General features: G+C 53.7%; 31 protein-coding genes. All 31 read right to left on the reverse strand.

The window, feature by feature from the left end; translation table 11 throughout:
- Window positions 1-1,113: 1,113 nt before the first annotated feature.
- A complete protein-coding gene (locus ACLRDN_RS25780) occupies window positions 1,114-1,440 on the reverse strand; it encodes a hypothetical protein (protein ID WP_413460715.1) in 327 nt (108 codons plus the stop codon).
- 51 nt (window positions 1,441-1,491) lie between these two features.
- Complete coding sequence (locus ACLRDN_RS25785) at window positions 1,492-1,803, reverse strand: hypothetical protein (protein ID WP_413460716.1); 312 nt, start codon at window positions 1,801-1,803, stop codon at window positions 1,492-1,494.
- A 65-nt stretch (window positions 1,804-1,868) separates the two neighbouring features.
- Entirely contained in the window at window positions 1,869-2,216 is a 348-nt protein-coding gene (locus tag ACLRDN_RS25790) for a hypothetical protein (protein ID WP_413460717.1), read from the reverse strand.
- Window positions 2,217-2,234: 18 nt separating this feature from the next.
- Window positions 2,235-2,528 (reverse strand): hypothetical protein, encoded by a 294-nt coding sequence (locus ACLRDN_RS25795; RefSeq protein WP_413460718.1) that lies wholly within the window; start codon window positions 2,526-2,528, stop codon window positions 2,235-2,237.
- A gap of 37 nt (window positions 2,529-2,565) precedes the next feature.
- Window positions 2,566-2,754 carry a hypothetical protein gene (locus ACLRDN_RS25800; protein WP_413460719.1) on the reverse strand — a complete coding sequence of 63 codons (189 nt, stop codon included), beginning with the start codon at window positions 2,752-2,754 and terminating at the stop codon, window positions 2,566-2,568.
- Between the two features lie 15 nt (window positions 2,755-2,769).
- Window positions 2,770-2,979: a hypothetical protein gene (locus ACLRDN_RS25805; RefSeq protein WP_413460720.1), complete on the reverse strand. Its 210-nt coding sequence runs from the start codon at window positions 2,977-2,979 to the stop codon at window positions 2,770-2,772.
- 17 nt (window positions 2,980-2,996) lie between these two features.
- Window positions 2,997-3,185, reverse strand: coding sequence for a hypothetical protein (locus tag ACLRDN_RS25810; protein ID WP_413460721.1), 189 nt, complete (start codon window positions 3,183-3,185; stop codon window positions 2,997-2,999).
- A gap of 9 nt (window positions 3,186-3,194) precedes the next feature.
- Window positions 3,195-3,647 carry a hypothetical protein gene (locus tag ACLRDN_RS25815; protein WP_413460722.1) on the reverse strand — a complete coding sequence of 151 codons (453 nt, stop codon included), beginning with the start codon at window positions 3,645-3,647 and terminating at the stop codon, window positions 3,195-3,197.
- Window positions 3,648-3,668: 21 nt separating this feature from the next.
- Window positions 3,669-3,989 (reverse strand): hypothetical protein, encoded by a 321-nt coding sequence (locus ACLRDN_RS25820; RefSeq protein WP_413460723.1) that lies wholly within the window; start codon window positions 3,987-3,989, stop codon window positions 3,669-3,671.
- A gap of 247 nt (window positions 3,990-4,236) precedes the next feature.
- Entirely contained in the window at window positions 4,237-4,416 is a 180-nt protein-coding gene (locus ACLRDN_RS25825) for a hypothetical protein (RefSeq protein WP_413460724.1), read from the reverse strand.
- 12 nt (window positions 4,417-4,428) lie between these two features.
- Window positions 4,429-4,779: a hypothetical protein gene (locus ACLRDN_RS25830; RefSeq protein ID WP_413460725.1), complete on the reverse strand. Its 351-nt coding sequence runs from the start codon at window positions 4,777-4,779 to the stop codon at window positions 4,429-4,431.
- A 21-nt stretch (window positions 4,780-4,800) separates the two neighbouring features.
- Window positions 4,801-5,133, reverse strand: a complete 333-nt coding sequence (locus ACLRDN_RS25835) for a hypothetical protein (protein ID WP_413460726.1) — start codon at window positions 5,131-5,133, stop codon at window positions 4,801-4,803.
- A gap of 90 nt (window positions 5,134-5,223) precedes the next feature.
- Window positions 5,224-5,427, reverse strand: coding sequence for a hypothetical protein (locus ACLRDN_RS25840; protein ID WP_413460727.1), 204 nt, complete (start codon window positions 5,425-5,427; stop codon window positions 5,224-5,226).
- 233 nt (window positions 5,428-5,660) lie between these two features.
- Window positions 5,661-5,858, reverse strand: coding sequence for a hypothetical protein (locus ACLRDN_RS25845; RefSeq protein ID WP_413460728.1), 198 nt, complete (start codon window positions 5,856-5,858; stop codon window positions 5,661-5,663).
- Window positions 5,859-5,871: 13 nt separating this feature from the next.
- Window positions 5,872-6,402, reverse strand: coding sequence for a hypothetical protein (locus ACLRDN_RS25850; RefSeq protein ID WP_413460729.1), 531 nt, complete (start codon window positions 6,400-6,402; stop codon window positions 5,872-5,874).
- Between the two features lie 19 nt (window positions 6,403-6,421).
- A complete protein-coding gene (locus tag ACLRDN_RS25855; protein WP_413460730.1) occupies window positions 6,422-6,769 on the reverse strand; it encodes a hypothetical protein in 348 nt (115 codons plus the stop codon).
- Between the two features lie 37 nt (window positions 6,770-6,806).
- Entirely contained in the window at window positions 6,807-7,385 is a 579-nt protein-coding gene (locus tag ACLRDN_RS25860; protein ID WP_413460731.1) for a hypothetical protein, read from the reverse strand.
- 158 nt (window positions 7,386-7,543) lie between these two features.
- Window positions 7,544-7,954, reverse strand: coding sequence for a hypothetical protein (locus tag ACLRDN_RS25865; protein WP_413460732.1), 411 nt, complete (start codon window positions 7,952-7,954; stop codon window positions 7,544-7,546).
- A gap of 40 nt (window positions 7,955-7,994) precedes the next feature.
- Entirely contained in the window at window positions 7,995-8,417 is a 423-nt protein-coding gene (locus ACLRDN_RS25870) for a DUF6283 family protein (protein WP_413460733.1), read from the reverse strand.
- A gap of 17 nt (window positions 8,418-8,434) precedes the next feature.
- A complete protein-coding gene (locus ACLRDN_RS25875) occupies window positions 8,435-8,674 on the reverse strand; it encodes a hypothetical protein (protein WP_413460734.1) in 240 nt (79 codons plus the stop codon).
- Between the two features lie 35 nt (window positions 8,675-8,709).
- Entirely contained in the window at window positions 8,710-8,886 is a 177-nt protein-coding gene (locus tag ACLRDN_RS25880; RefSeq protein WP_413460735.1) for a hypothetical protein, read from the reverse strand.
- A 23-nt stretch (window positions 8,887-8,909) separates the two neighbouring features.
- Window positions 8,910-9,155: a hypothetical protein gene (locus ACLRDN_RS25885; protein ID WP_413460736.1), complete on the reverse strand. Its 246-nt coding sequence runs from the start codon at window positions 9,153-9,155 to the stop codon at window positions 8,910-8,912.
- A 73-nt stretch (window positions 9,156-9,228) separates the two neighbouring features.
- Window positions 9,229-9,690, reverse strand: coding sequence for a tyrosine-type recombinase/integrase (locus ACLRDN_RS25890; RefSeq protein WP_413460839.1), 462 nt, complete (start codon window positions 9,688-9,690; stop codon window positions 9,229-9,231).
- Window positions 9,654-9,899 carry a hypothetical protein gene (locus tag ACLRDN_RS25895; RefSeq protein WP_413460845.1) on the reverse strand — a complete coding sequence of 82 codons (246 nt, stop codon included), beginning with the start codon at window positions 9,897-9,899 and terminating at the stop codon, window positions 9,654-9,656. The genes ACLRDN_RS25890 and ACLRDN_RS25895 overlap by 37 nt, the downstream gene beginning before the upstream one ends.
- Window positions 9,900-10,228: 329 nt before the next feature.
- Window positions 10,229-10,555 carry a hypothetical protein gene (locus tag ACLRDN_RS25900; RefSeq protein WP_413460737.1) on the reverse strand — a complete coding sequence of 109 codons (327 nt, stop codon included), beginning with the start codon at window positions 10,553-10,555 and terminating at the stop codon, window positions 10,229-10,231.
- A gap of 368 nt (window positions 10,556-10,923) precedes the next feature.
- On the reverse strand, window positions 10,924-11,217 hold the full coding sequence (locus ACLRDN_RS25905; protein WP_413460738.1) for a hypothetical protein: 294 nt from the start codon (window positions 11,215-11,217) through the stop codon (window positions 10,924-10,926).
- A gap of 367 nt (window positions 11,218-11,584) precedes the next feature.
- Entirely contained in the window at window positions 11,585-12,154 is a 570-nt protein-coding gene (locus tag ACLRDN_RS25910) for a hypothetical protein (RefSeq protein ID WP_413460739.1), read from the reverse strand.
- A gap of 126 nt (window positions 12,155-12,280) precedes the next feature.
- Window positions 12,281-12,511, reverse strand: a complete 231-nt coding sequence (locus ACLRDN_RS25915; protein WP_413460740.1) for a hypothetical protein — start codon at window positions 12,509-12,511, stop codon at window positions 12,281-12,283.
- 813 nt (window positions 12,512-13,324) lie between these two features.
- Window positions 13,325-13,660 carry a hypothetical protein gene (locus ACLRDN_RS25920; protein WP_413460741.1) on the reverse strand — a complete coding sequence of 112 codons (336 nt, stop codon included), beginning with the start codon at window positions 13,658-13,660 and terminating at the stop codon, window positions 13,325-13,327.
- Window positions 13,661-14,050: 390 nt separating this feature from the next.
- Window positions 14,051-14,254, reverse strand: a complete 204-nt coding sequence (locus ACLRDN_RS25925; RefSeq protein ID WP_413460742.1) for a hypothetical protein — start codon at window positions 14,252-14,254, stop codon at window positions 14,051-14,053.
- A gap of 43 nt (window positions 14,255-14,297) precedes the next feature.
- Entirely contained in the window at window positions 14,298-14,747 is a 450-nt protein-coding gene (locus ACLRDN_RS25930) for a hypothetical protein (RefSeq protein ID WP_284076918.1), read from the reverse strand.
- Window positions 14,748-15,725: the final 978 nt, after the last annotated feature.

Genomic DNA, 15,725 nt, shown 5'->3' on the forward strand with positions numbered 1-15,725 from the left:
AAAAAATCCGCCTGTCTTATCCCAGACGTATGCGACGTAGGCAAAAAAAGAACAGATCCCGATCGATGCAATTGCGCTGCCCCAATCGCGCCGTGAAATCATCGTGCAAATCGTCAAGATCACGGCGACGCAAGAAACGATGAAAAGCAAAGTTATTGCGAGCAATATCTGTTTTTCCTTGATGATTACTGAGTGGCCACCGAGAAGAAAGCGGATAGCCATTCTTCAGTCACGGCTGGGAGGTTGTTGCATCCCAGATCATCCTTAATTCGGCCATACCACACATACTGAACATCGGGCATTTTCATAAATGACCGGATAATTTCAGCGTAGCGGCTTGGATTACCACCGTAGTCGGCGTCTCCTGGAATCCACCAACGCCCTGGTGACCCAATCCAGAGCCGTCCTTCGAGGCTTGATTCTCCCAATAGCGGAGCATTCCGCGCAGAAGGCTTATACTCAAGCTCCCCAGACGGGGACACCCACCACTCCAGGTCGGGGCCATCAACAGGTGCAAAGTCGGGCATGCTCACGAGGAGGCATTCGCAGCGAGGTTCGGAAAATAAAACTACTATTTCAGCGCAAACTGACATTTCTTTTTTCCGTCCTATTTCTGCGAGCTCGTCGAACGTAGCAAAAACATCCTTTCTCTACGTTCGTCCAACTTCGCAATGAAAGCACCTCTAGGCAACTTCGGCGTAAAGTCGGAGTTCGTCTTACTCCAATCCTCATAGCTTGGACAACTCTTATCGCGGGAGCATCCTTGGACGGAGATCTCTTGTACGTACTGACATTGGTGCAATTGCTTATTGTCAGCGACATAGGAGGCGCCAGACCTTTCACTTTCAGTTGTTGTCCCCTTCTGCATCACGACGTCACACTGTCCGGCGATAAGTGTCGTCCCCAGCTGGCGATATAGCGCGTCGTTGTCTTGAGCGAAGGCAGTGCTCGATGTGACCAGGACCGCCATATATAACCAGACTCTTGCTTTCATGCTAATTCCCCTTCCATTGTGTAAGCCGGCACCACGCCGGCCTCTCTCATTGACCCTGGCCCGTCGATGCGGGCCGTGGGCAGTTCTGTCATGCACCTGGCGTCGGTGCCGATTTTTCCCTAGGTGTTTGCATGAAAGCTTTGCCCCAAACCGAATCGCTGTGTTTCTGTTCCACATTTACGGCAGATCATTACGTCATAGCCGCCTGTTTGTGTAACAAGGCTCTTTTTTTCCCATTGGTGGGCGCATTCATTGCCTGGAGCCTCGCCGCGCAACTCAAAGTATTCGATCTTATGGTAACGGCCAAACGTATCGGCGCAAGATCCGCAGACGGCCATCCACCCAGACTCGCATCCGCCGGCGGTCTTTGGCAGGAAGTATTTGCCGACTGACTTGGCGTCCTTGAGCGCAGCATGAAGAGACGCAATATCGGTCATTCCTGCCATCATCTGTCCTTTCTCGGCCTGGCCGGTTTTTCCTTGGTTGGCAGAGGGCGGTTAGGCGGCGCGACGCAATACTTCGCGCTCATAACCGCCGGGGGTGCATTGACGCGGATGGATAGACCGTGCAGCAGCCTTTGCGCGGAGTGCCACGTCCTTGGTTGCGCCATCCATGCAGACCACTTCGAACGATGCCAAGGCCTGATCCAGCGCCAAGCGCATGGTGCGCGCGTTGTACGGCCAGAAATTGAAATGAGTCAGGTTGACCCAGCGCGTCGCGATGGTGAAGCGCTTGGCTTCGTCGTCGAACAGCACCTCGACGCGGATTCCATCAATGTCGTATCCGCTACGGATCAGTTCATGTGTCATCTCAATCCCCTTTTCCTTGTTGGCCAGCGCCTGGCGAACGCCGCCGCCGCCGGGATTTTTCCGTTCTATTTCGACGTAATCAGTTCCGACATCAAGCTCACTAAATTCGCCAGAAAGACTACACCGACAAAAGTACAAGCTGCGGCCACAAATACAACAATCAACTTCTGTTGCTGTGACAACGCGGAGAACCATTGCGAGCGGAGGCGCAAATATTTTTGTAGCGTCAGGCCCGACTCACGAGCCGCGTCTATTGTGGACAGACGAAGCGAGCAAGCTGCAAATCCGGCAGCTAGTAAGGAAGCCAGCGCAACACTGTGATTAGCGAGAGCAAGCACAGCCCCTGCGCCAGAAATTCCCATTACCACAATCACTACTACTCGACTCGAAAAAATCCTTTTCAACAGCTGCATAGTGTCCCCATCATCTGGTTACGCTTGGCGACGGCGAGAACGCAGCATCATCCATGCTTCAGGCACCACGAAACACAGCATAAAAACGAGAGTCAGCCCCACCATCATCCGCAAAAATAGCGGTGCGTCGTTGGACACAACCGTAATGGCATATTGGATGCGGGCTAAAAACGGGGCAACGGGTGTCAGAGACACTATGGCGAAGAAAAGAATCAGCAGCGATGTGAATGCACTACGCAGAGACAGGCTTACCAGTCGTCCGCAGCCTACTTCCAGCGGTTCGGGTTTCGTGTCGATATCAATGCTATTCATAATTTTCCCTTTCCCGGCCTGGCCGGTTTTTCCTTTGTCAGACGGCCAGCTCGTAGGTGCCTTTGCCGCCGCAGTTGTCGCACTTGCCTAGGAGTGTCTTGCCGGAGCCGTGGCAGCACTGGCAGACTGCCGGATAGCTCATAACGCCTTGCGCAAGCAGCTCAGCCTTGACCTGCTTGCCAACGGCCAGATCGACGGCGCGGTATTCGTGTGCATCGTATGTCATGATCTTGTTTTCCGATCAAACGTAGCGGTGGAGATCACCCGCTTTATTGAGCTTCGATGCTTCGGCCAGGACGCGGGATTCCACGTGCTGATACATCACCCCGCAGTTGCATTGGCTCGATGCGCCAGCGAAGAAGTCCGCAGATGCATTACGCTTCATTTCAGCCGAATGCTCTTTCCCGCAAGACGGGCAGAAGTTCGGAATTTCGTCGATCAAATAAAACATGATTTTTCCTCGGTCGTTTACAGACGGCTTCTAACTAGGGCGATGTGCGCGTTCATAGCGCATTGCAGCCCGGCCAACACGAGGATGGCCCCCGCAGTAAAAACTTCGATGTCCTTCGACGTGAAAGAGTACGCCACCAGCACCGCCCCGGCACCACCAATGGCACCACCAGCACCGATCAGACGTTTTAACAGTAATGATTTCAAACTTTCCCCCTATCGCGCTGCAGGTTGCAGCAGCATAAACATCGACCCTACGCCGAGCGCTACGCCAACTGCTCGCGACCAATCCATCGTCTCACCAAAAATGGCGAAACCGCCAATCGCTACCAGCGACAAGCTGGTGACGTTATAGACAATCAACGCATCAGGCAGCGGCATAGCCTGGCGCGCGCCCAACACAAAAAAGAACTCCAGTGCGGCTAATAAAATCCCAATAGCAGCCACGCCCAACATTCCAGCGTTCGACGGGATCTTGATCGCCGAAAGGCCACCACCTGCCGTCAGTGTGCCAATTGCCAGCACGACCAGGCCACCGACGATCATGTAGACGCCAACAATCATCCCCGCTGGGACTGTATCCGCGAATCTGGGAAGCTCACGGATAAGCAAGATGGCGGCTGCGCTGCAAGCACCCGCTGCGAGCATGGATATCGGCCACGAATTCATACGCTCTTTTTTCCTTGGCCACTAGTCTGCGCTATGCGGAGCTGGGATTGAGTATGTGGACGAACCATCAGAATGAACCACTTCCAGCTTAACGGCTGCTGGCGTTCCGAGCGTCACGAATGCAGGACCTTCGTGCTGCGCTTGTGCAAACGCAATCCCGTCGAACCAGGCGGTCATTCGAACATCGTCGAGGTAGTCACCACTTTTATCGGGGTCGTAGGGGCAGATTGCCGCTACCCCGGTCTTCAAGGCATCAGCATATGCCTTAGCACCTACCTGGCGCGCAACCGCGATAGCTTCATCCTCAATTCGCAGCTTTTCTTCAAAGGTCACGTCGGTCATTGGTTTTTCCTCGGAGGCCTTTCAGCGAGAGCGGGGATAATTACGGACAAACTTTACTGCTGCCGCGACTGCGGTACTGGGCATCTCGTCATTTCTGCGGGTAAGCATGGTTGCCAGACGATAATGGCGTCCGCAGATAGCACCTGCATACTTCCCCTGTTGCTTGTTTCTGCTCATCACACTCTCCTTTTCCTTGTTGGCCAGCGCCTGGCGAACGCCGCCGTCGCCGGGATTTTCCCTTGGCGGATTAGTCCGCAGCCTTAGTAACCTTGCAAACCGTAAAAAGGTCTCGGTCGATGGAATCAGCCACGGCAAAGAAGTCTGCCGGTTGCTCCTTGGCCATCGCTCTGGCCTGAGCAGCGCTGTCGGCTTCAATCACCAGATCAGCCTCCACCACCTTCCTGATTGTCACTCGATATTGCGGCATATTTTTCCTCGATCAAAAATTGCTAGAGCCTGGAGTCGGATGAAACTTCCAGAATTCTGATGCAGAAACTTCACGCGCACTGAAACCATAGTGGGATTGCAGCAGAGGGACAACCACGCTGGAAAACTTCTGACGTTTTACTTCATCATGGTAAATACTTCCTCCGCAGTCAAACTCCAACATTCCGTCAAGTCCGAATACATCGCAGGCCACCGCACTTGAAATTGACTCCAGCTTGGAATTGATGTGATGGCCGTATGGCACTTTCAGGAACCCTGAGCCTCGGCGCTTCGGCACCAGGACGCAAAACTGGCTGGCAACCCAAGAGTACAAAAGAACTTTTTCTTCAGCCGTGGCAGACATCGTGCGTGACCCTTTTCCTTTCTACATGTATTGCTTTGCAACCCAGCCAATACCAAGGCAGAACAGTGGTACGAGCGCAGCTTTCAGGATGTCTTCAAAAGCAGCCTCTACCGGCGATTCACCATCGGAGCGCAAGCTGAAGCTGCCGCCGAAGAACACCCCAACGACGGCCGATAAGCCGACCGCGTGCCAGTACGTGATAGCACTGACGCCCAAGGGGACAATGAACCATCCCCATAGTGTTGAGGCTACATATCCGTTCCACAAAGTAGCCGCTGCCATTACAGCCAAGTAGAAGATGACACCGAAGAACGACATATTTTCTTTCCCTTTTTTTCCGCCCGCCAGCACCATGCCAGCCTTCTCACTGCCACTGGCCCGTCTAGCGGGCCATGGGTAGATCTGTGGTGCGCCAGCTCCCCGGCGCCAGGTGTTTTTCCTCGATCAGATACGGAGCATCAGCCCAGCGAGCAAATCGGAGCTGGCACCTTTGTCGAAAACAACCCGTTGGCTTGCCTGCGTCCGCGCACCCTGCTCTTGTAATTGGTTTGAAAATTCGGACATAGCGCCTACACGCCCAAGAGTGGACGACATGCCTTCAGCGGTCGTGCCCGTGATGATTTTCATGCCTTGTATTTGATCGTTCATGATTTTTCCTTTGCTTTGATCTGGTGAGGGCGCTCGGTTCTTACCCGAGTGCCGATTGGCTAGGTCGGCGGCCCGCTGATCGCCAATCCGGCGCGGCGAGGTATTTCCATCGCCGGAAGCTCCTGCACGTCACATCCGTACTGCGCCCTCTCTCATGGCCGCTGGCCCGTCTAGCGGGCCAAGGGTGGTTCTGTTCTGCGCCTGGTCATGCTTTCAGGCGCCGGGCGTCTTTCCTAGCCAAGAATCTTGTTGATCGCTTCCACCGTCTTGCGCTCGAAATCAGTCAGCATGTCGAATTGCGCTTTCTCTTCTTTGGTCCAAAGCTCAGGAGGGCTATTGACACATTGGGGCATATATTCAACCCAGACAGCCGCGTTAGCCTTTCCGACCTCGGCGATCAAGGCCGCTTTAACTTTCTGAGGCACCTTCACAGATTTTTCCTATCTACTTCCGCAGTGTCTTGAGGAATTCTGCTGCTGCCCCAAGGCCTTTGCCTGCCAGGATCGATTTCTCGATGGTGAACGACGCGAACCCGGACATAGCACCAGCTACATCCTTCGCACTTTCTGCAAACCGCTTGATAGTGCCAGGTAGCTCTTTTTCTGCGCGGGCCAAGATCATGGCGCTTCCCGCCGAAGCCACTTCTTTAGGAGAAGAGTTCGCTTCGGACCGCTCATTGGTTTCGATCTCCACGAACTTACGCGCTGTGTAGACAGAGACGAAACCATTTTTTGTGAGATCGTCCGCGAGCGTGGCAAGCCCCTTTTTGCTGAGATTGGGCAAACTGGCCACCGCCTTGAGCCAATCGTCAGGCATCGCTGCCGCGCGCAGTTCAGACACATCATCGGTGTTGATCGATAGGACACCATATGTGATGGGGAACAAAAACAGATTCGCTGCCACTGCGGCCCAATCCGTCTTCTGATGCTTTTGATACAGATCTTCGGCTTGACTTGCGATATCTTTCATTTCCATGATTATTCCTCGACTTGGATTAGTTGTAGCCGGGACCGGGCAATAATGACTCCACGAACCTGCGAATCTCCAATTCTTGCGCGGAAAGCGGCCTGATTTGTTGGGACTGATCTTGGATGGTCACGATCTGAGAAAATCCGATGACACGCCAGTCATCATCAGATGGTTCAAAATTTTGAGTCCAAGGCCACGCGATTTCGGGGCATTCATCGCTGTCGCTAGCAAATCTATGCTCTCCCGTCTCTGTGCTGCTAAAGTCCAAATGCCAACGGTGGCCGTATTCCATTTGGAGCTTCACAGCAGTCAGCTCAGGGAAGCGGATCGGAGGAGCTGGTGCTACCCAGCCCTGAAGCATATGCGCGTGCATTCTTTTCCTTTATGCCGACCTTCTCACATGGTCGAGTCTATTGCCCAAAGATCCGCTTAGCATCAGCGCGGGGATTGTCGACCATATCGAGCGGCCCTTGTTGGCACATGCTATCCAATTGATAAGCATCGATTTGGCCCTTCGTAATTGGCATATCACCGACGCCGGCCAGCGAAGTATTCCCTAATTCATTGTTGTCATCGTAGTCGATGACATTCGTTGGCCGGATTGTCGACTTATGGCAATCAATCATGAGTAGAGTTTTAGTCATCTGAGACCCGGTATTCTTGCTTGGAAATTTCTGAATTCGAGTCTCCCATGCGAGCAAAGGCGTCTTGGTAGAAGCTGGCACAAACATAGAGATGTAGATGACAACCTCCCCGGGTATATACCCAATACGATAGATCGGGGGCTTGGTTTTGGAAGGGGCACTGGCGATCGTAGTTAAGAACTGGAAATCACGATAACTCTGCCCTTTCATTTGACTTAAAGACGCTTTGATCATCTTTTCTGTCAGCACAGGATTGGTGCTAGAAAAATCAGCGTTCGCAGAGGGCTCAGCGTGAGCGGCGCCGGCGGCGACTGTCAGAAGTAATGCAAGAATAAATGATTTCATGTAGCAAGGTTTCCTTCGACTACCGGTCGAAAACGGGCGTCCCTCGACGCAACCTGGTCGCCCCCTTGACGACCCTTCAGTGCCATCGGCCCGTCGAGCGGGCCGTGGGTGAATCTGTGGTGCGCCAGCTCGCCGTCGCCAGGCGTTTTTCCTCGGCGTTACGGAGTAGCGGCGTCTTGACTGCTGAAGCGCTTCATAAGAGGCAGGAGCAGAAGAAACAGGAGTGGCAGTCCAAGAGCGATATAGGGCGATACGCTTTTGATACGCTCAATGCTTGAGTAATCACCCGTGCCAGATAACAGGATATACATGGGTACTGGTGCGAAGATCAAGAACGCCGCGCCAATGCGGCACGGTTTGCCTTCCTGCGGCAGATGTTTGTCGAAAGCAATGAACGTCACCCACCACAGGCCCGCTTGCAATGCGACGCCGTAGGGGAAAAACCAATCTGGAAAAATCGCTGCAAATGCCTTTGCTGACAAGCCGACCACCATACCGATAGGCAGGGCGGCCCAGAGGGCGGCGGTGCCGATCAAACGTAAAAGGTTGAGCGTTTCTTTGTTCATCATAAATCTTTGTCCTTTCCCGGCCTGGCCGGTTTTTCCTCGATCAATCGCGGCACGCGGTCAGGGCCGCATCATCCGCAGGTACGCCATTGGCAATAGCCATAGCTCGGTAGTTCTCGTGCAGCTTATGGCCGCCGTCTGTAACATCGCCAATGATCCTGCCGGTCATATAGGCGAGGCGGACTGACATGTTGTGAGCCGCGCCCCGTAACAAAAAGCCCGCGCAAGTGGCCGGTTTCTTTGTGCCTGATTCATGACATCCGAACGTATGCTGCGCCATGTCGTATGCCGTCCCCGCTGAATGTCGAAAAGCTTCTGCCGGAAACTCACCTGTCGCATCCACTCGCCACGGGCATTTCGCGCACGGCTGGCGACGATATGCCCCCTTGCCGCCTTCGACAGTGACAACCTGATTGTTGGCGTCCGCTGTGCGGATTTTGGTGATGACAGGCGCTTTTCGCGGCATATGCTTTTCCTTTGTACTTATGGAGTAGCGACCTTACCGCTACGATCCACAATGGACATGTCTACGCTGTCACCCTCAAGCCTAAACACAAATCCAGCCCTCCACTCGATTCGACTGCGCATGGCGTTGATCCAGTTGTCAGCGTCGGCTTTTGCCCTGAACCCACGATCAAACTTCGTCGTCGCCCCATGTCGCACGAACCAACGACACCGCTTTTGCATCGGCACTTCGTTGAAGTCGAACAGCGCTTGCGCCATCGTGTTTTCCTTTCCCGGCCTGGCCGGTTTTTCCCTTATTTCGCGTCGATGATGGCGACAACGGTTGTGTCCATCATTTCGGTGATATGTGCTCCAGCCGCCCGGAACGCTTCGACGTCGCCAGTTTGAGCCGCGATCGTCAGCGGATGCTCTTTACCGTAGTTAAATTGGATGTAAGGCAGCTTCGACTTCATCAGCTCCAATGCAGTCATTTTGAATTTCTCGGGTGGTTAATCTATACCTCAATGTTCGGTGCATTTAACGCACCAGTCAAGCACATTTTTGCACCAGCTTTTTTAATCACCGGCCCCCAATCTACCAAGCTATAAACCGCCCCAGTTTTCTCGATCTGAACACCTGCTTGTTCACGAGCTTGCTCAATCAAATTAGTGACCGTTTTCTTGTCTACGCCTGTTCGTTCAGCAATCCGAACAAGCGTGGCGCTTTGAAGCGTTTCAATCGCCGCAAGGACGCTCAACATGCGGCGCAAATCGCCTTTTGGATACTTTGGAGTTGGCTGCATAAAAATGAATAATGGTGCGTTAATAGCACCATTATAGCACCGCCAAAAACATGTCGCGCAATGTTTTTTGCGACACTTCTAAGTATGGCAAGATGTGATCTAGTTCGGCATGCCCGAGCAGTTGCTGGACAGTTTCTAAACTGTGTCCTTTTAATAGTAAATTACTTGCGAACGACCTACGGCCAGAATGGCTGCTGCCCCCGCGAATCCCGGCATCCTTGTACAGCTTGGAGACATGGGCTTGAAGACTGTCACAGGCGCGGTAATCGACCGCTTCGCCGCCGAAAGTGACCCGCCGCTTGGTGTTGAGATAGAACTTGCTGCCCTTGTGCGTCAGTATCAGCGCCGTTTCGGGATAGAAGCCACGATACCGCTCTTGGCCAAGCTGGACGCCGTGGCCTTGAGCGTGCCGGTGGTCAAGGTAACGTTCCAAGGCTTCAACGGTTTGGCTGTGCGTCAGGTATACACACCGCTGGCGGCATCCTTTCGTGATGCTGCGCGCAAGCTGACTTCTGAACGAATGGTGCCGGAAGGATGCAACACGTCTTGAATTTCGATCTGAGCGATTTCGCTCACGCGCATGCCGCAAGTCAGCCCCAGGAGCAGCACGAGAATGTCACGTTCAGGATGCCTTGAGGTTGCGCCTGTCACGCGCAGGAGGTGCCGGATCTGTCCGGGCTTGAGGGTGGTTGCTTGGCTCATGCTTCCTCTGAATAAGTCGTTTATCGGCTTTGTTCAGAGAGAGATTTATTTCGAGTCTTTTTCAAGCATAACATCAGGCGCTGCCTGACGTTCACGGAAAAGTCCCGGCCGCCGTTGTTACTTCCGGCCGGAGTCCGTCGACGGGGGCTGTGCCTGCGTCAGCAGTTCTGCATAGAGGACTACTCGACTCATTTGCAGAGAATATTCTGGCACGGTCATCCGCCACAAACCCGATTAGTTCACGAGGCCACGATGACGATGTGGCGCATCCTGGAGGAAGTGCCAGGTATGCCGCCCTGATAGGTGGCCACGCAGACGTCAGCAGTTATTCAAAACCGGATCAGAGTTAGCACGGCGATAAACGATAGACAACAGCACACCGCCGACATCGAGGTAGTTTTGAGTATCCAGCCAGAGGAGGCTTCTGCCTCCTCGCGCCTTTCTAGGAGCCGAGCAAGCTGAGCCGCACAAGACGCGAGCGCCATTAGCAACGCCAACGCATAGCTAGTCGATAAGAAAAACTCTCCGATTTCCTTCTGCGCGGCGGCCCCCGCCGACAGATCCACAAGTGAAAGCGAGGCGCTTGAAAAGGACCAGCAGAAGATAGCGCCGGCAAGGCCTGCTATCGCCGTCCATGGGTAAAGTTTCGGACTCATAACCTACCTCCTCTCTTGCAGTACTGCGGAATATAGTGCGCCAAAGCTTATCGCCTGGCAAGAACCGCCCCGTCGCCTTTAGCAGTTATGCCACGGCCAGTTTTTCGGAACACGGCGATATCTCGCATTAAAGCACGCGACACATCCTAGAAGTGGAATAGTGCTGACAGCCGCCGTAGCAGCTCCCAGAATCAAATTTCCATATACGAGGAGAAGGGCGGCGCCAAAAATTGCTCCTATTCCGAAGATCAGGAGAAGGACGCCCAGTGTGGAGAAACACTGCAGCCTGGTGAGGCTGTAATTCCTCGTTGAAAAGATATACTTCACGTCAGTACTCCGCATCACGTTCAATTGATGGCTATAACCCGTCAAAGCCCCCTCGGCGGCTTGGTACTGCTGGGAGGAGATTGGCTCGGATCACTAGGAATGCTAACGTGCGCGTGAAGCAAGAATTGCTCGACCTGCGCCAGTTCGGATCCAATCCAGTCGATGAACTTGTCGAAGGCTTGTTTTTCTTGCGGATCAGACTTTAGAACCTCATGCGCCGCCGCTATCAGTGCCGTGATTGCCTCCGCAATTCGCAGTTTTTCGACAACTCCAGCGGCGCGCTCGAACTGTATGAAAAGACGCGTGATAGTAACGACAAAATCAGATGCTTTCATATGGAGTCCTTTTGTATGCTTCTCTCGAAAAGCGCTTCCGCATGTCCGCGAACCTCTGCCGCAGAGGCTGCGCGGATGACGGTCTGCGCTATCTGGTAGTGCGTATCAACCCAAAGCGTCCAGGATGCAGGCGAATCCTTCGTCGCCCGGTTGTGGGTCGCTGTTCCAATGCGAACACCTGCGACGCGGACAACCAGATCGCCTCGATGGTCTTTGGTCTTTGTTATTACTGCTTTGGGCATAAACAGCACCTCTCACCGCACCTAGAACCTTTGACGATTCTTCAGCCTCCACACCGGGTAGCAAAGCGCATATTCACTCAGGAACTCGATCACTGCATCCACCGCATGCCGATATACCGTCCAGTTTATTCGAAATCTGATACACGCAGTCTTAGCGAAACTATGCCTGACCAGATCGCCTTGCACTTCGCGCAAGTAATTTTCTGCCCAGGCTTGCCGGATACTCGGCCAAACATACCTATTGATGGATCATCACTTTCCATGCCGCACAGTGTTGAATAATCTGCGCCACCAGCTGAAGGTGCGTGCCACTCGACCTGCATTGAGCTCAGGTCTTCATCGCTCAACTTCTCGTATGGACTCCTGCGCTTGCTGACACGGATTCCCACTGTAACAGTTCGACGCGCTGCCATTGCGACCCCAACATAAGCGACGTAGAAGGGATAGGGGGAACGCAACCAATACACCGGCAACAGAGAGCCCAACAGCACAGCATTTTGCCAAACGATTGTAGTCAGCACAGTGCGATGGGTCTTCGCGAGTATCTCGTACGCCTTCGTGCAGGCCTCGTCGCGAATCCGTTGTGCGACAGATTCCGAAATGAACTCCTGCGCGGCATCGACCACTCCGAGAATCGGAAAAACTTTGGTAAGGGTCGCTCTTGCGACCCCCAAGACGTTTTGAAGCCATTCCATGATTATTCTTATTCCTTTGCTCCCGTTAGGAAGCCAGCCCTCTTAATGTCCAGGATCTGCCAATACACGCCTGGTCGATTCATTTCAAACTCACTCACTGGTATGCTCAGGCATGCACCAGCTCGCTTACCCCTGAGAAGAGCCTTTCTCGTCGGCCCAGCCAGTGAGGTCCGCCTTGGTGCCAAAACGAAGAACCTCGACCCAGACGCAAACTCTGTACACCAGAACGGAAGAAAACAAGACCGTAGAGAGCGTGAAAACGACACGTGCTCCGACCAAGTTTGTGTCAGCTGCCAATGCACTGATCGCAGCTAGCAAAAACGTCGCCGCGATCCAGAACCTATGCGTATCCATCATTTTTTGTCCTTTATTTCAAAATGGTGCTTTGCGTGGCCAGTCAGGGCCATATGCGTGGACCTTTGCTACATCGCGGCGGTGCTCGGCGGCAATTCTTGAGCCGCGGTATCCAGAGCCCGGCACTCGCGTGGCCTTGTTCACCACCAGCGACTGCAGTTTTGGCAAGCCTTGCCGCCTGCAGTATTCTTGGATGACCCCGAGGAAGCTGCCAACCGATCGATGGTGAAGCCCCAACTGCAAACCCAGCTCTCCATACGTAATCGGAGCATTCCCTCCCCTAGCCAACTTAACCAGGATGGGCCACGCGGCTCTTGCACGTTGTTCTCGATTAATCATACTGTTTGTCCTCCAACCGACTTCAATTACTAGCGGATGATGTTCTGATTCACCACGTGAGGGGCCAGACGCTACAGCGCCGGACCGGGCCGATACTCACCGGCCTCCAGCCCGTAATCGAAGACCGCCTTTCTAGCAGCCGCCACGAGCTGTTCAGGTGAGGGGTTTGCTGTGCGACTCACGGGAGCGGCGCCACCGGATTGAAGATAGTCATTGACCGGCCCCAGCTCAAGCCAAACGGCGTCCAGTTGTGAAAGCGCTGGGTGGCGCCACACTCGTGGCCAGATAGTCAAATTCGCAATTTCGTTGGCCTTATTTATGGCCGCCATGACATTAGCCGGCGTTTCCCCGTTCGGCATAGTTTCCCCCCGTCGTTCGATTGATATTTGGACACGTAGCAAGCAAGTTTATCAAGATTGTAACCGCTGCTCATCCTAGTTACGGACGCCGCGCAGCCACCCTTCTCAATCGAATACGTCAGGACGAATAGCTGAAGCTCAGATACCGGCCGTCAGGAAGGGGGATAGCGACTCCTCCTGCGAACGAGTCTCCACTCTGTCCAACAGAGACTTGGCTGATATAGAACGGACCGAACGAATATCCCTGATCCTGCAAGTCTCCACTGGGGGAGTCGACGATTTCAAATTCGTCGACTTCCAGGAAATCTGCCTCGCCAATGTAGTTCAGAATGCCCTTAAAAATGGCCTCCGATACCATCGATCTGACCTCTGCGAGCACCTTATCTCGGTATCGCTGCTTTTCTTCTTGCATGTCATCCCAAGCGGAGAGCGCCTGAAGGGCGTCTTCGTCCATGGTTGTAATCGAGAGTGCGTCCAGTTTTTCGGGCATTGCCCACCGACAGGCAACATGCAGAGCTTCTCGACGGGTATGCGGACCCGAACAATCACCCCAGCTGCCACGGCCAGTTCCAACGAACCAACCGTCAGCGAGCTTACAGATCCCCACGCCGCCGCGGTTCGCTCTCTGCTTGAGAATTCTCAGTCTATTCAACGTCCGGCTCCTTTTCGTGTTTCATCAACCGCGTCTGGCCCTATCAGCTGGCGCCTTTGAACGCCGAATATATGAGGAGAGCGAAGAAGCGGAGCAAATTCAATTGACCTTAGTCCAACCATCGGACTGCAGCAGGCGTCTTTTCATCCGGACTTGCCGTGCTATTACGGCCATGTCGTTCCCGTTCGTTGTCTACATCCTAGGCGTGTTTGAGACGACTTTGAGCAGCAGCGCGACGAAGAAGATGACGAACAAGCCGCAAAAACCGGCAATCCATGGCATGACCGACGAGAAGTCACCCCAAGCTGCGGGCCACACCGCCTTCAAGAGAGACCAGCCCAGAAATGCCAGCCACGTCATGATGGCGGACATCACCGCGAGTACCACAATTCTCATGCTTCCCTTTCCGCTCGATGCAGAGCTAAGATGTGACTCAGTGTTACCTACCGATGTGCGATCGCGACCCTTTCTCGCTTTGAGCCTCAGACTCCATCATGAAAAACCGTCGCGGCCCGAAGGCCGCAATATTGGCGGCAAACCCCAGTGCGACGAGCAACCAATAGGCGGTGGCAAGCGTCTGTCCCGATTGGGCAGCTAAGTCTTCAATACGAACGTACCGCAATGTCGGGTTTTCGCAGCTCACAGCGGGTTTGATTACGGTGCCCGTATTGTCAGGATCTTCGCACTTGCGAATAGCGAGATAGCCAGCATGTGCGCCTCGTCCATCGCGCACCAACTCTTCGGCAGCCAGGTAAACGTCACGTGCCGCGGCTTCAAATGAGAAATGATACGAAACCCCGAAGATCAAAAAGAAGACCACGGCCGGTCCGGTGACTAGAACGCTGAAGATCCGTAGAAAAACTGCGAAAGCGTATTGTATTTGATGCATCTTTCTTCCTTCCTGCCTAGAGCAATACCGAAGCGCTCAGCAAAACCGGCCTCGTGACTATAGTTCTAGCGCGGCTTCCGCCGCGCCGGCCACGGACCGCTATTCAATCCGGTGGTCTTCTTCACCGCACTTGTTACAGCGATAGATGTTGAGACTGATATCGTGACTCTGATGGGGCTGCGAACAATACCAGTCGTGATCGCAGGGTCGGCTCCTCCAGAGAGTACAGGACGCACCAACAAAAACCAAAAATGATAGTGCGCTCTCTGTCCAAGGTATCAACACCGCTTCGTCGGGTACGTAAAGCCCCGTCCACCTCAAAGCTAGAAGCGCTACAGGAATCGCAAAGAAAAGCGTCGCCAAGAAACACCGCCCGGAGCGCAATGACAGCAGTGACAAAGCTGCCGAGAAAAGCACGACGGCGGTCGCATAAGTGTGCTGAGTGATTTGGTAGCTCATCCTGCACTCTTCGCACCGCTAAGCAAAGTACGTACTTCGGGTGTGAACGCTTCGAATTGCGTTGTGGAGAATGGAGTGTGCTCAAGACAAACCCACACCGCCGCGTCCATATCGCATCGGACCAGGTCCGTGAAGACACCACTCCTCGCGGTCAGAGGGCGTAGATGTTCGAAAGGATGCTCTGCCTGGCACTGGTAGCAATACACGCCGCCGGCGTCGACCGCGTCTATGGGCCAAACCCCGCGTGTGAGGATATCCTCACGGACCAAGTCACGGCCAAGGTCGACGTTTTCAATCAGCTTAGTGGTCATATCCTGCCGTTCCTGGGGGCCCTTACTTTGCACGCGGTCCTGGGTATTTGATCATGAAGATCACGACTGACAGGACGAGGAACATACCTAATCCCATGTAAGCAAGCATTGCTGCGAAACTCGCAGTCGTGGAATCTAAGAATGGGAACACTTGCATCAAGATATTTTTCATTTTTCAAGGACTGAGGTAGTCAATTTGATTTCGATT

It is taken from the genome of Herbaspirillum huttiense (assembly GCF_047300815.1).
Classification (GTDB): domain Bacteria; phylum Pseudomonadota; class Gammaproteobacteria; order Burkholderiales; family Burkholderiaceae_D; genus Herbaspirillum; species Herbaspirillum huttiense_A.

Coding starts and splice junctions, on each gene's coding strand:
- ACLRDN_RS25835 (WP_413460726.1), bottom strand. CDS start 5,133: ATGGTGCTGGCGGGCGGAAAAAAAGGGAAAGAAAATATGTCGTTCTTC.
- ACLRDN_RS25785 (WP_413460716.1), bottom strand. CDS start 1,803: ATGACACATGAACTGATCCGTAGCGGATACGACATTGATGGAATCCGC.
- ACLRDN_RS25930 (WP_284076918.1), bottom strand. CDS start 14,747: ATGCATCAAATACAATACGCTTTCGCAGTTTTTCTACGGATCTTCAGC.
- ACLRDN_RS25910 (WP_413460739.1), bottom strand. CDS start 12,154: ATGGAATGGCTTCAAAACGTCTTGGGGGTCGCAAGAGCGACCCTTACC.
- ACLRDN_RS25885 (WP_413460736.1), bottom strand. CDS start 9,155: ATGTTGAGCGTCCTTGCGGCGATTGAAACGCTTCAAAGCGCCACGCTT.
- ACLRDN_RS25905 (WP_413460738.1), bottom strand. CDS start 11,217: ATGAAAGCATCTGATTTTGTCGTTACTATCACGCGTCTTTTCATACAG.
- ACLRDN_RS25925 (WP_413460742.1), bottom strand. CDS start 14,254: ATGAGAATTGTGGTACTCGCGGTGATGTCCGCCATCATGACGTGGCTG.
- ACLRDN_RS25795 (WP_413460718.1), bottom strand. CDS start 2,528: ATGAATAGCATTGATATCGACACGAAACCCGAACCGCTGGAAGTAGGC.
- ACLRDN_RS25840 (WP_413460727.1), bottom strand. CDS start 5,427: ATGAACGATCAAATACAAGGCATGAAAATCATCACGGGCACGACCGCT.
- ACLRDN_RS25820 (WP_413460723.1), bottom strand. CDS start 3,989: ATGACCGACGTGACCTTTGAAGAAAAGCTGCGAATTGAGGATGAAGCT.
- ACLRDN_RS25860 (WP_413460731.1), bottom strand. CDS start 7,385: ATGAAATCATTTATTCTTGCATTACTTCTGACAGTCGCCGCCGGCGCC.
- ACLRDN_RS25780 (WP_413460715.1), bottom strand. CDS start 1,440: ATGGCAGGAATGACCGATATTGCGTCTCTTCATGCTGCGCTCAAGGAC.
- ACLRDN_RS25880 (WP_413460735.1), bottom strand. CDS start 8,886: ATGACTGCATTGGAGCTGATGAAGTCGAAGCTGCCTTACATCCAATTT.
- ACLRDN_RS25920 (WP_413460741.1), bottom strand. CDS start 13,660: ATGGACGAAGACGCCCTTCAGGCGCTCTCCGCTTGGGATGACATGCAA.
- ACLRDN_RS25870 (WP_413460733.1), bottom strand. CDS start 8,417: ATGCCGCGAAAAGCGCCTGTCATCACCAAAATCCGCACAGCGGACGCC.
- ACLRDN_RS25915 (WP_413460740.1), bottom strand. CDS start 12,511: ATGATGGATACGCATAGGTTCTGGATCGCGGCGACGTTTTTGCTAGCT.
- ACLRDN_RS25805 (WP_413460720.1), bottom strand. CDS start 2,979: ATGTTTTATTTGATCGACGAAATTCCGAACTTCTGCCCGTCTTGCGGG.
- ACLRDN_RS25875 (WP_413460734.1), bottom strand. CDS start 8,674: ATGGCGCAAGCGCTGTTCGACTTCAACGAAGTGCCGATGCAAAAGCGG.
- ACLRDN_RS25865 (WP_413460732.1), bottom strand. CDS start 7,954: ATGATGAACAAAGAAACGCTCAACCTTTTACGTTTGATCGGCACCGCC.
- ACLRDN_RS25815 (WP_413460722.1), bottom strand. CDS start 3,647: ATGAATTCGTGGCCGATATCCATGCTCGCAGCGGGTGCTTGCAGCGCA.
- ACLRDN_RS25790 (WP_413460717.1), bottom strand. CDS start 2,216: ATGCAGCTGTTGAAAAGGATTTTTTCGAGTCGAGTAGTAGTGATTGTG.
- ACLRDN_RS25850 (WP_413460729.1), bottom strand. CDS start 6,402: ATGGAAATGAAAGATATCGCAAGTCAAGCCGAAGATCTGTATCAAAAG.
- ACLRDN_RS25825 (WP_413460724.1), bottom strand. CDS start 4,416: ATGCCGCAATATCGAGTGACAATCAGGAAGGTGGTGGAGGCTGATCTG.
- ACLRDN_RS25900 (WP_413460737.1), bottom strand. CDS start 10,555: ATGAGTCCGAAACTTTACCCATGGACGGCGATAGCAGGCCTTGCCGGC.
- ACLRDN_RS25830 (WP_413460725.1), bottom strand. CDS start 4,779: ATGTCTGCCACGGCTGAAGAAAAAGTTCTTTTGTACTCTTGGGTTGCC.
- ACLRDN_RS25855 (WP_413460730.1), bottom strand. CDS start 6,769: ATGCACGCGCATATGCTTCAGGGCTGGGTAGCACCAGCTCCTCCGATC.
- ACLRDN_RS25895 (WP_413460845.1), bottom strand. CDS start 9,899: ATGAGCCAAGCAACCACCCTCAAGCCCGGACAGATCCGGCACCTCCTG.
- ACLRDN_RS25800 (WP_413460719.1), bottom strand. CDS start 2,754: ATGACATACGATGCACACGAATACCGCGCCGTCGATCTGGCCGTTGGC.